Raw genomic sequence first — 11050 nt, forward strand, 5'->3', positions numbered from 1 at the left:
TGAAGTCCAGCTCGGTCGTGCCTTCAAGTAGCTGAATAGCAACGTTCGTCGCCGGGCTTGCCGCCGCGATATTTTTTAGGTTGTTACCGTCCAGATAATTACTGACAAAACGTACGCCTGCCGAAGATGACGACGTCGCAGTAACATCGCAGCCGCTCAACGTCACAGTGAAAGGCGTTTGCCCTGCGCTGGACCCCGCGGCCGTCAGCTCGCTTTTACTGACGGCAGGCAACAGGACAACCGGATAAGAATCGGTGCCATTAATTTTTATGGTACAGGTTTGATCGGTAACTTCTCCTAAAAAACGTACGGTATTATTTGCATAGACAGCGCCACTTACTCCGACAGATACAATAAATGCTACCAGCACTCTTTTTTTCATTTTTATTGTCTCCTTTACATGCCCTTATCGTTATAAGAGCCAATGCGCGAATAATGATTATTTCTTAGAACAAACATACCCCTATAAAAATTATGTGTAAATATATTTCAGAGGTTAACAAATCATAAAAATAAGCAGCCCTGCGAAAAAACAAGGTAATCACACATAAATTCCATGAATAACAAAAATAGGTTAACAGGATAAAGCATCGCCATTAAACGTGACGTCTCCCACCTAACCCAATGAATTCTCGCATAAACGAACAATTAGTCTTTCATATTTATTTATAATCCAAATGATTAAATATTCTAAAAACTGTATTAAACTTAAATTAAAGTACAAAGAACAATTCACGCCATAAATGATTTAATGGTCGAATATATTTAATATGGATATTTTGTTTTATGATCTTAGTCTCATTTTATCGCCCCGCTGTCGTCTTACCGGCAGCGGGTTTGCCGCTGTTTAGCTTTGTTCCGCCACCAGCAGCGCGTGCGTATCTGGCTCCAGCGCCTTAAAGATATGCGGCTGGTCAGCGGGATAGCAAATGTAATCCCCCGGGCCGAGCTCTTCCGCCGCGTCGATCAGGCCGACCATCGCCCGCCCCTGGGTCACGATAATATGCTCAACCGACCCAGGCGGATGCGGCTGGGAAATACGGTCTGCCCCCGGCTGAGTCAGCAGCAGGTAGATATCACGACGCGCCCCCGGCGGACACGCCGCGAGCAAAATCGCCTCGTAGTTCGCCTGCCCGGCGACAACTTTTGTGCCCTCGCCGCGGCGGATCACCTGCGTGACGGGTTGTTGCGGCTCCAGTAACCGGACAAACGGAATATCCAGCGCCACGCAAAGCGACCAGAGCGTTTCCAGGCTAGGGTTGCCGTTGCCAGACTCCAGTTGTGAAAGCGTGGATTTGGCGATCCCGGCACGGCGGGCGATCTCCGCCAGCGAAAGTCCGGTTCGCAGGCGTTCTCGCACCAGGCTTCTGGCGATTACGCTGATTGGCTGCGTCATAATAACGGCCTCATTCTCTCTATAACGAACGAATCGTTCGTCTTGTAAAACGTTTTTGATGCGTTCATTATAATGGAAATACGTTCGATATGGCTAAAATGGTATGAAGAATCACCTCTCTTGCCTGAAAGGCGACACGATAAAAGCGATCGTCCTGGTCTGCCTAGCGGTGGGCGTGGTCGGCATGTCTTATGGCTCACTGGCGATGGCCTACGGTTTCCCGCTGTGGGTGCCGTTTGTTCTCTCCCTCACGGTGCTGGCAGGCGCATCCGAGTTTATGTTCATCGGCATCGTGGCGAGCGGCGGCAATCCGCTGGCGGCGGCCGCAGCCGGTTTACTGGTAAACGCGCGCCATGTGCCGTTCGGCGTGACGGTGCGTGACCTGGTGGGCAAGCGCGGCCTGAGCTTTCTGGGCTGTCATATCATGAACGATGAAAGCGTGGTGTTTGGCCTGTCGCAAAAAACCGCCGAGCAGCGTAAAGCGGCCTACTGGCTGTGCGGGTTAGGCGTGGCAATCATCTGGCCGCTGGGCGCGGTGCTGGGGGCGATGGTCGGCAAGCTACTGCCAGACCCGGAAACCATCGGGCTGGACGCGGTGTTCCCGGCGATCCTGCTGGCGTTAGTGGTGCCGGCATTTAAAAACCGTACCACGCTGATCCGCGCCTGTAGCGGCGCGGTGTTGTCGCTGGCCGCCGTACCGTTTGCGCCGGTTGGCCTGCCGGTGCTGCTCTCTTTGCTCGGCCTTGCCGCGAGGAAAAAATAATGGAAAACATGACGGTCTTTATTCTCGGCATCGCCATTCTTTCTGCCGGAACCTATCTGATGCGTCTCGGCGGGGCAAAACTCGGCAGCCGGCTGGCGCTTTCTGAACGGTCGCAGGCGCTGCTTTCAGATGCGGCTACCGTTTTGTTGTTCTCCGTCGCGCTGGCGACAACGTTTTATGAAGGGGACCATTTTGCCGGGATGGCGCGCGTGCTGGGGGTGGGGTTCGCGGTGTTTTTGGCCTGGCGCAAAATGCCGTTAATTGTGGTGATCGTCGCGGCGGCGGTGGTGACGGCGCTGCTGCGTCTGGCGGGCATAAACTAAAAAAGCGCCCCAGGGGCGCTCTTTCGACGGTACTGCGAAATTATTTGTTCAGTTCAGCGGTCATGTGTACGCGGTTACCGGTGAATGCCTGAGTAATTTTGTAGGATGACGCGCCCGCTTCCTGAGCCTGTGCGGCGATTTTAGCTTCTGCACCGTCCAGCGTAGAGGCGGATGCGGTCACAGTCTGCGCAGCGAAAGAACCGAAAGATGTAGCCAGAGCGATTACTGCGACAAAAGTTTTGATGCTTTTCATGAGATAAACCCTTTCGTTAAGTTGTTTAGATAAGGCACCGTGCCTTGATGAGATAAATACTAGACCTCATCATGAACAACTGAAAGCGGAAGGATTTGCTATACTCATTCAAAATTACTGATTAACAATTAATCGCTGCGGATGGGTGTAAATTGTCGCCCTGCCTGGCTTGCAGAACCCCACCAGCGTCAGGTTGCAGCGCTCCGCCACTTCAACCGCCAGCGTGGTTGCCGCTGACACCGCAAACAAAATTTCCACGCCGCACATGGCGGATTTTTGCACCATCTCGTAGCTGGCGCGGCTGGAAACGAGCGCGGCCCCTTGCTGCCAGACGTTGTTTTCCCGAGCGCGACGGCCCAGCAGCTTATCCAGCGCGACGTGGCGGCCAACATCTTCATGCCCGCCTGCAATGCTCCCCGACGGCAATACCCACGCCGCCGCATGCGTACAACCGCTGAGCTGGCCGATGGGCTGAACGTCATTCAGGTGCACAAGCGCCCGATCAAGATGCGCCAGATTGAACGTCTGGGTGAACGGCAGCGGGATAATGGGTTTGCCGATATCGTTAAGCTGTTCAACACCGCACACGCCGCAGCCGGTACGTCCGGCCAGCGCCCGGCGGCGCTCTTTCAGCCCCATAAAGCGGCGGCTGGAGAGTTCGATTTGCACTTCGAGACCGTTACAGGCCGGTACGACGTCCATGCCGTAGATCTCCTGCGGATGCGCAATGATGCCTTCCGAGAGGGAGAAACCGATGGCGAACAGCTCGAGATCTTTCGGAGAGGCCATCATCACCACATGCGAAATCCCGTTGTAAACAAGGGCAACGGGGACCTCTTCCGCCAGAAAATCCGGCGTGGCATGTGAAATGTGAGGCGGTCTGTGTACCGACAGTTCCACAATGCCCGCAGGCAGTGGCGACGCGTGGGTAGCACGGTTTTGTTTAAACACGACGGTATTCCTGAACAACCACGGAAGTGAGCCTGCTATTGCACCACAAACAGCGGACCTTACGCATAGTATGGATCAACTTTTCAGCATCCATTCTCCTACTCAATTCGGAGGGGTGCAACCGGTCATCTGCTACACACCCTTAACATCCGCAGAGAGAAATGTGATTGATATCACACTTTATAATCAATGCCGTGATAATACGTTCACTTTGTTTTAACGCCGTTGGAACAGGCGTACCGACATTGTGGTATTCTGGGCTTATCCCTCGGAGAAATGAGGGATTAACGCAAATTTTTCTCCTTTGCGGTTAATTCTCAACCGCAAAGTAAAACTACATAGCAATGTCGTAATGAACCAAGGAGTGACCCATGCAGGTCAGCAGAAGGCAGTTCTTTAAGATCTGCGCTGGCGGTATGGCAGGCACCACGGCGGCGGCACTGGGCTTTGCGCCCGGCGTAGCGCTGGCGGAAACTCGGCAGTATAAACTGCTGCGCACCCGCGAAACCCGTAACACCTGTACGTACTGCTCCGTCGGCTGTGGGCTGTTAATGTATAGCCTCGGCGACGGTGCGAAAAACGCCAAAGCATCTATTTTCCACATCGAAGGCGATCCGGATCATCCGGTCAACCGTGGTGCGCTGTGTCCGAAAGGGGCCGGTCTGGTAGATTTTATCCACTCCGAAAGCCGCCTGAAGTTTCCTGAGTACCGTGCTCCCGGCTCTGACAAATGGCAACAAATCAGCTGGGAAGAGGCGTTCGATCGCATCGCTAAGCTGATGAAAGAAGACCGCGATGCCAACTTTATTGCGAAGAATGCCGAAGGCACCACCGTTAACCGCTGGCTCTCCACCGGCATGCTGTGTGCTTCAGCGTCCAGTAACGAAACCGGCTATTTAACCCAGAAATTTACGCGCGCACTCGGTATGCTCGCGGTCGACAACCAGGCGCGTGTCTGACACGGACCAACGGTAGCAAGTCTTGCTCCAACATTTGGTCGCGGTGCGATGACCAACCACTGGGTCGACATCAAGAACGCCAACCTTATTGTGGTGATGGGCGGTAACGCCGCTGAAGCGCACCCTGTCGGGTTCCGCTGGGCGATGGAAGCCAAAATCCACAACGGCGCGAAGCTGATTGTGATCGATCCCCGCTTTACGCGTACAGCGTCAGTGGCGGATTTCTACACCCCTATTCGTTCAGGTACTGACATCACTTTCCTGTCAGGCGTATTGCTGTACCTGATGACCAACGAAAAATATAACCGCGAGTACACCGAAGCCTATACCAACGCCAGCCTGATCGTGCGTGAGGATTACCACTTCGAAGATGGCCTGTTCAGCGGTTATGACGCCGAAAAACGCAGGTACGACAAAACCAGCTGGAACTACGAGCTGGACGAAAACGGCTTTGCGAAGCGCGACACCACCCTGCAACACCCGCGCTGCGTGTGGAACCTGCTGAAAGAGCACGTGTCCCGCTATACGCCAGAGGTTGTCGAAAACATCTGTGGGACGCCGAAGGCGGACTTCCTGAAGGTGTGCGAGTTGATTGCGGAAACCAGCGCGAAAGATAAAACCGCGTCGTTCCTGTATGCACTCGGCTGGACGCAGCACTCCATCGGCGCGCAGAACATCCGCACCATGGCGATGGTTCAGTTGCTGCTCGGCAACATGGGGATGGCAGGCGGCGGCGTTAACGCCCTGCGCGGTCACTCCAACATTCAGGGTCTGACCGACCTTGGCCTGCTGTCTCAGAGCCTGACGGGTTACATGAACCTGCCGAGCGAGAAACAGACTGACCTGCAAACCTATCTGACGGCCAGCACGCCAAAACCGCTGCTCGAAGGCCAGGTAAACTACTGGGGCAACTATCCGAAGTTCTTCGTCTCGCTGATGAAAGCCTTCTACGGCGACAAGGCGACGGCGGAAAACAGCTGGGGCTTTGACTGGCTGCCGAAGTGGGACAAAGGGTACGACGTCCTCCAGTACTTCGAAATGATGCACCAGGGCCAGGTCAACGGCTATATCTGCCAGGGCTTTAACCCGGTGGCGTCGTTCCCGAACAAGAACAAGGTTGTCGAGTCTCTGTCGAAACTGAAGTACCTGGTGACGATTGACCCGCTCAATACCGAAACCTCGACGTTCTGGCAGAACCACGGTGAGTCGAACGATGTCGACCCGTCGAAGATTCAGACCGAAGTGTTCCGTCTGCCGTCCACCTGCTTCGCGGAAGAGAACGGCTCTATTGTCAACTCTGGCCGCTGGTTGCAGTGGCACTGGAAAGGTGCGGACGCCCCGGGCATCGCCCTGAACGACGGCGAGATCCTGGCCGGTATCTTCTTACGCCTGCGTAAAATGTACGCGGCTGAAGGCGGCGCAACGCCTGAGCCGGTGCTGAACATGACCTGGAACTATTCGACGCCGGAAAACCCTGCGCCGGAAGAAGTGGCCATGGAGAGCAACGGTAAGGCGCTGGCGGACGTTATCGACCCGGCGACCGGCACCGTTCTGGCGAAGAAAGGCGATCAGCTCAGCACCTTCGCACACCTGCGTGACGACGGTACGACGTCAAGCGGCTGCTGGATCTTTGCCGGTAGCTGGACGCCGAAAGGCAACCAGATGGCCAACCGCGATAACGCCGACCCGTCGGGCCTCGGTAATACGCTGGGCTGGGCATGGGCATGGCCGCTTAACCGCCGCATCCTCTATAACCGTGCCTCTGCTGACCCGCAGGGCAACCCGTGGGATCCGAAGCGTCAGCTACTCAAGTGGGACGGCGCGAAATGGGGCGGTGTGGATATTCCGGACTACAGCACTGCCGCACCAGGCAGCGATGTCGGGCCGTTTATCATGCAGCCTGAAGGGATGGGGCGCCTGTTTGCTATCGATAAGATGGCGGAAGGTCCGTTCCCGGAACACTATGAGCCGTTTGAGACGCCGCTGGGTACTAACCCGCTGCACCCGAACGTGGTCTCTAACCCGGCAGCCCGTATCTTCAAGGGCGATTTTGAAGCGCTGGGTAAAAAGGACAAGTTCCCGTATGTCGGCACCACCTACCGTCTGACCGAGCACTTCCACTACTGGACCAAGCACGCGCTGCTTAACGCCATCGCGCAGCCGGAACAGTTTGTGGAGATCGGCGAGAAGCTGGCGGGCAAGCTCGGCATCGCCCATGGCGATACCGTGAAGGTCTCCTCTAACCGCGGCTACATCAAAGCCAAGGCGGTGGTGACCAAGCGTATTCGCACGCTGAACGTTCATGGTCAGCAGGTGGATACCATCGGCATCCCAATTCACTGGGGTTATGAGGGCGTGGCGAAGAAAGGGTTCATTGCGAATACCCTGACGCCGTTCGTCGGTGATGCGAACACGCAGACGCCGGAGTTTAAGGCCTTCCTCGTGAACGTGGAAAAGGTGTAACGGAGACGACTTATGGCTTATCAATCTCAAGACATTATCCGTCGTTCCGCGACTAACGGTTTCACGCCCGCGCCTCAGGCGCGGGACCACCAGCAGGAAGTGGCGAAGCTTATCGACGTGACCACCTGTATCGGCTGTAAAGCCTGTCAGGTGGCTTGTTCAGAGTGGAACGACATCCGTGACGAAGTGGGTCACAACGTCGGGGTGTACGACAACCCGGCGGACCTGACCGCCAAGTCCTGGACGGTAATGCGTTTCTCGGAAGTGGAACAGAACAACAAACTGGAATGGCTTATCCGCAAAGACGGCTGTATGCACTGTGCGGATCCGGGCTGCCTGAAGGCGTGTCCGTCAGAAGGGGCTATCATTCAGTATGCCAACGGCATCGTCGACTTCCAGTCTGAGCAGTGTATTGGCTGCGGCTACTGCATCGCGGGCTGTCCGTTCGACGTGCCGCGCATGAACCCGGAAGACAACCGCGTCTACAAATGTACGCTGTGCGTTGACCGCGTAAATGTCGGTCAGGAGCCAGCCTGCGTGAAGACCTGCCCAACCGGCGCTATCCACTTTGGCTCTAAAGAGGATATGAAAACGCTGGCGGCAGAGCGCGTGGGCGAGCTGAAAACCCGTGGTTACGATAACGCGGGCCTGTACGATCCGGCCGGGGTTGGCGGTACGCACGTGATGTACGTGCTGCACCACGCCGACAAGCCGAATCTGTACCATGGCCTGCCGGAGAACCCGGAAATCAGCGCCACCGTGAAGTTCTGGAAAGGTATCTGGAAACCGCTGGCCGCGGTCGGTTTTGCGGCCACCTTTGCAGCGAGCATCTTCCACTACGTCGGCGTTGGTCCGAACCGCGCGGAAGAGGAAGACGATAACCTGCATGAAGAGAAAGACGAGGTGCGCAAATGAGAAAACGTGACACCATCGTGCGCTACACCGCGCCGGAACGCATCAACCACTGGGTCACCGCCTTCTGCTTCATGCTGGCGGCGATAAGCGGGCTGGGGTTCTTCTTCCCCTCCTTCAACTGGCTGATGCAGATACTGGGCACGCCGCAGCTGGCGCGCATCCTGCACCCGTTCGTGGGTGTGGTGATGTTTGCCTCGTTTATCATCATGTTTTTCCGCTACTGGCACCATAACCTAATCAATCGGGATGATATCTTTTGGGCGAAGAATATTCGTAAGATCGTCGTCAACGAGGAAGTGGGTGATACCGGGCGTTATAACTTCGGCCAGAAATGCGTATTCTGGGCGGCGATTATCTTCCTGGTCCTGTTGCTGGTGAGCGGCGTGATCATCTGGCGTCCGTACTTTGCGCCTGCTTTCTCAATCCCGGTGATCCGATTTGCGCTGATGCTGCATTCATTTGCCGCAGTGGCGTTAATTGTGGTTATCATGGTGCATATCTACGCCGCCCTTTGGGTGAAAGGCACCATTACCGCGATGGTGGAAGGATGGGTAACCAGTACGTGGGCGAAGAAACATCACCCGCGCTGGTACCGTGAAGTCCGCCAGAAACAGGAAAAGTCATCTGAATGAGTATTCGCATAATCCCGCAAGATGAGCTGGGGTCGAGCGAGAAACGCACGGCGGATTATATTCCGCCGTTGTTGTTCCCCAGACTCAAGAACCTCTACAACCGCCGCGCAGAGCGTCTGCGCGAGCTGGCAGAGAACAACCCGCTGGGCGATTTTCTGCGTTTTGCCGCGCTGGTCGCCCATGCGCAGGAAGTGGTGCTATACGACCACCCGCTGCAAATGGATCTGACCGCACGCATCAAAGAAGCCAACGCGCAGGGCAAGCCGCCGCTGGACATTCACGTTCTGCCGCGCGACAAGCACTGGCATAAGCTGCTGCATTCGCTGATTGCCGAGCTGAAGCCCGAAATGAGCGGCACGGCGCTGGCGGTCATTGAGAACCTGGAAAAAGCCTCAGAGCAAGAGCTGGAAGAGATGGCGAGCGCGCTGTTTGCCTCCGACTTCTCGCTGGTGAGCAGCGATAAAGCGCCGTTCATCTGGGCTGCGCTGTCGCTCTACTGGGCGCAAATGGCGAGCCTGATCCCGGGTAAAGCCCGCGCTGAATATGGCGAAGCGCGCCAGTTTTGCCCGGTGTGCGGCTCAATGCCGGTCTCCAGCATGGTACAGATTGGTACGACGCAGGGGCTGCGCTACTTGCACTGCAACCTGTGTGAAACCGAGTGGCACGTGGTGCGCATCAAGTGCAGCAACTGCGAACAGACCCGCGATCTGAACTATTGGTCGCTGGAAAACGAAGACGCGGCGGTGAAAGCCGAAAGCTGCGGCGACTGCGGGACCTACCTGAAGATTCTGTATCAGGAAAAAGACCCGAAAGTCGAAGCGGTAGCCGACGATCTCGCCTCGCTGATCCTGGACGCGAAGATGGAGCAGGAGGGCTTTGCCCGTAGCTCGATCAACCCGTTCCTGTTCCCGGGGGAAGGGGAGTAATCTCCTGTGAGAATGCCGGGCGGCGCACGCTTGCCCGGCCTACAGGTGGTAAGGTGAAACGACCCCAGCAATACCCGAAAAGTCTTTCGTATTGCGCGAAATTAACGGACAGCTTCTGCTCTGAGCAGTAGCCAGAATAATGGCGTCAGGAAGCTTCATCCCGTGCTGTTCGCGAAGTAATACGCTTCTTTCAGCAATTTCCCTTGTTATATCAATAATTTCAAAGGCCCCCATCACGGCTGCCGTTTTTGCTTCTTGACCGTGCCTGCGAGCGCCCACCATTACTTCCATCCATGTGATGAGGCTAATGGCACGATGCGAAGCTGTGCGATCGATCGCATCCGCAGCCTCAACGTGGTTATTAAAAAGATCGATGAGGATATTGGTGTCATACACAGCCATGTGCTCCATCATTACCACTCCTCACGCAGCTTGCGTTCGTACTCAAGCCCATCTTCCTGCTGATTTCCCCACAGGCCAAGCGCTTCGCGGATAACCGATGAATTCTGCTGGTCGAGATACAGTTCTATGGCTTCCCGCAGCAGTTCGGCGCGCGGCCGGTTGCGCAACTGCTTCAGGTTATCCAGTCGTTGAATCACGTCATCAGACAAATCGATCAGTATTCTGCCCATAGTAAGGTCCGCCAAAAGACTCATATATCACCTTAGTATATCATCTACGGTTAATTTTCAGGCAATATATCCATAATTAAGACATGGTTAAAGAACATTGTTAAGGCAGTCACTGATTTTGCGAGCCGCTTTCCAGGACATTTATATCTTCAAATTCCTCTGTTTTCATCTTTAGTAAACCAGGCTATAAAACTGTATATAAATACAGCTTGAGGACGTAACCATGGCGCTGGAAAAGGGAATTGATAAGCTTGTACAAGATTTTATTGCAGCAGGGCGGCCTTCCTCGCGAAAGCAGAATATAGATGAACGGAGAGCCGGGTATGTTGCCAGCACAGCTCTGGCCGGGGAGACAGAAACTCGTGTCCAGGTTGAAACGCTTGTTCTTGAGGAGATGACCTTTCGGCTATTTTCGCCTGTCATTGCCCCTGAAACGTTACCTTGTGCCCTCTACTATCATGGCGGTTGTTTTGTCAGCGGTGGGTTTGAAACCCATGATAATCAGCTTCGCCAACTGGCGTTTTACGGTAACTGTCGAGTCATTGCGGTTCAGTACAGACTCGCACCCGAGCATACCTTCCCCGCTGCGCATGACGATGCAGAGAGAGCGGCAGATCTTGTCTGGCAAAATGCAGAACAATTAGGTGTGGATAAAAACCGGATTACACTTTGTGGAGACAGTGCGGGAGGGCATCTTGCGCTGGTAACGTCATTGCGGCTTAAGGCCAAAGGTCTCTGGGATCCCGCACAGCTCATTCTTATCTACCCCATGCTCGACGCTACGGCCAGTTTTGAAAGCTATACCCTCAATGGCATGGACTACGTAATTACTCGCGA

General features: G+C 55.0%; 13 protein-coding genes. 7 read left to right on the forward strand and 6 right to left on the reverse strand.

Features of this window, described 5'->3' with window-relative positions; all coding sequences use genetic code 11:
* Both ACOTX2_RS21415 and ACOTX2_RS21420 read right to left on the reverse strand, forming a co-directional pair.
* Nucleotides 1–382 (reverse strand): fimbrial protein (locus ACOTX2_RS21415; protein WP_421625974.1); only part of this gene is annotated, 382 nt, incomplete at its 3' end.
* 465 nt (nt 383–847) lie between these two features.
* Nucleotides 848–1396: a helix-turn-helix domain-containing protein gene (locus ACOTX2_RS21420; protein WP_421625975.1), complete on the reverse strand. Its 549-nt coding sequence runs from the start codon at nt 1394–1396 to the stop codon at nt 848–850.
* 103 nt (nt 1397–1499) lie between these two features.
* On the opposite strand from ACOTX2_RS21420, the gene ACOTX2_RS21425 reads away from it, so the two are divergent.
* Together ACOTX2_RS21425 and ACOTX2_RS21430 are read left to right on the forward strand one after the other, a co-directional pair.
* Nucleotides 1500–2159, forward strand: a complete 660-nt coding sequence (locus tag ACOTX2_RS21425) for an AzlC family ABC transporter permease (protein WP_003861971.1) — start codon at nt 1500–1502, stop codon at nt 2157–2159.
* Nucleotides 2159–2482: an AzlD domain-containing protein gene (locus ACOTX2_RS21430; RefSeq protein ID WP_022649832.1), complete on the forward strand. Its 324-nt coding sequence runs from the start codon at nt 2159–2161 to the stop codon at nt 2480–2482. The genes ACOTX2_RS21425 and ACOTX2_RS21430 overlap by 1 nt, the downstream gene beginning before the upstream one ends.
* 40 nt (nt 2483–2522) lie before the next feature.
* Here the strand turns inward: ACOTX2_RS21430 and ACOTX2_RS21435 are convergent, their stop codons facing one another.
* Both ACOTX2_RS21435 and fdhD read right to left on the reverse strand, forming a co-directional pair.
* Nucleotides 2523–2735 carry a DUF1471 domain-containing protein gene (locus ACOTX2_RS21435; protein WP_003861966.1) on the reverse strand — a complete coding sequence of 71 codons (213 nt, stop codon included), beginning with the start codon at nt 2733–2735 and terminating at the stop codon, nt 2523–2525.
* Nucleotides 2736–2849: 114 nt separating this feature from the next.
* Complete coding sequence (gene fdhD / locus ACOTX2_RS21440; RefSeq protein ID WP_045308722.1) at nt 2850–3686, reverse strand: formate dehydrogenase accessory sulfurtransferase FdhD; 837 nt, start codon at nt 3684–3686, stop codon at nt 2850–2852.
* Between the two features lie 371 nt (nt 3687–4057).
* Here fdhD and fdnG point away from each other — a divergent pair, with 371 nt between their 5' ends.
* Genes fdnG through fdhE form a run of 4 tightly spaced genes read left to right on the forward strand, consistent with a single transcriptional unit; the run spans nt 4058 to nt 9581 of the window.
* Nucleotides 4058–7108 carry a formate dehydrogenase-N subunit alpha gene (gene fdnG / locus ACOTX2_RS21445; RefSeq protein ID WP_087878250.1) on the forward strand — a complete coding sequence of 1017 codons (3051 nt, stop codon included), beginning with the start codon at nt 4058–4060 and terminating at the stop codon, nt 7106–7108.
* Between the two features lie 12 nt (nt 7109–7120).
* On the forward strand, nt 7121–8023 hold the full coding sequence (gene fdxH, locus ACOTX2_RS21450) for a formate dehydrogenase subunit beta (RefSeq protein WP_063148344.1): 903 nt from the start codon (nt 7121–7123) through the stop codon (nt 8021–8023).
* Nucleotides 8020–8655 (forward strand): formate dehydrogenase cytochrome b556 subunit, encoded by a 636-nt coding sequence (gene fdoI / locus ACOTX2_RS21455; protein ID WP_006808711.1) that lies wholly within the window; start codon nt 8020–8022, stop codon nt 8653–8655. Before fdxH ends, fdoI begins: the two co-directional genes overlap by 4 nt.
* Nucleotides 8652–9581 carry a formate dehydrogenase accessory protein FdhE gene (gene fdhE, locus ACOTX2_RS21460; RefSeq protein ID WP_022649835.1) on the forward strand — a complete coding sequence of 310 codons (930 nt, stop codon included), beginning with the start codon at nt 8652–8654 and terminating at the stop codon, nt 9579–9581. Before fdoI ends, fdhE begins: the two co-directional genes overlap by 4 nt.
* 39 nt (nt 9582–9620) lie before the next feature.
* Here the strand turns inward: fdhE and ACOTX2_RS21465 are convergent, their stop codons facing one another.
* Together ACOTX2_RS21465 and ACOTX2_RS21470 are read right to left on the reverse strand one after the other, a co-directional pair.
* Nucleotides 9621–9992 carry a type II toxin-antitoxin system VapC family toxin gene (locus ACOTX2_RS21465; RefSeq protein ID WP_080298797.1) on the reverse strand — a complete coding sequence of 124 codons (372 nt, stop codon included), beginning with the start codon at nt 9990–9992 and terminating at the stop codon, nt 9621–9623.
* Nucleotides 9993–9994: 2 nt separating this feature from the next.
* Nucleotides 9995–10237 carry a ribbon-helix-helix protein, CopG family gene (locus tag ACOTX2_RS21470; RefSeq protein WP_023298920.1) on the reverse strand — a complete coding sequence of 81 codons (243 nt, stop codon included), beginning with the start codon at nt 10235–10237 and terminating at the stop codon, nt 9995–9997.
* Between the two features lie 199 nt (nt 10238–10436).
* Here ACOTX2_RS21470 and ACOTX2_RS21475 point away from each other — a divergent pair.
* On the forward strand, nt 10437–11050 hold a 614-nt coding region (locus ACOTX2_RS21475), incomplete at its 3' end, for an alpha/beta hydrolase (protein ID WP_421625976.1).

Origin of the sequence: Enterobacter cloacae complex sp. IR5412 (assembly GCF_049237385.1) — a bacterium.
Taxonomy (GTDB): Bacteria; Pseudomonadota; Gammaproteobacteria; order Enterobacterales; family Enterobacteriaceae; genus Enterobacter; species Enterobacter intestinihominis.

Excerpts from the sequence above, each read along its gene's own strand:
- ACOTX2_RS21425 (WP_003861971.1), top strand. The coding sequence starts at position 1,500 with ATGAAGAATCACCTCTCTTGCCTGAAAGGCGACACGATAAAAGCGATC.
- ACOTX2_RS21470 (WP_023298920.1), bottom strand. The coding sequence starts at position 10,237 with ATGAGTCTTTTGGCGGACCTTACTATGGGCAGAATACTGATCGATTTG.
- fdxH (WP_063148344.1), top strand. The coding sequence starts at position 7,121 with ATGGCTTATCAATCTCAAGACATTATCCGTCGTTCCGCGACTAACGGT.
- fdhE (WP_022649835.1), top strand. The coding sequence starts at position 8,652 with ATGAGTATTCGCATAATCCCGCAAGATGAGCTGGGGTCGAGCGAGAAA.
- ACOTX2_RS21420 (WP_421625975.1), bottom strand. The coding sequence starts at position 1,396 with ATGACGCAGCCAATCAGCGTAATCGCCAGAAGCCTGGTGCGAGAACGC.
- ACOTX2_RS21430 (WP_022649832.1), top strand. The coding sequence starts at position 2,159 with ATGGAAAACATGACGGTCTTTATTCTCGGCATCGCCATTCTTTCTGCC.
- ACOTX2_RS21465 (WP_080298797.1), bottom strand. The coding sequence starts at position 9,992 with ATGGAGCACATGGCTGTGTATGACACCAATATCCTCATCGATCTTTTT.
- fdoI (WP_006808711.1), top strand. The coding sequence starts at position 8,020 with ATGAGAAAACGTGACACCATCGTGCGCTACACCGCGCCGGAACGCATC.
- ACOTX2_RS21435 (WP_003861966.1), bottom strand. The coding sequence starts at position 2,735 with ATGAAAAGCATCAAAACTTTTGTCGCAGTAATCGCTCTGGCTACATCT.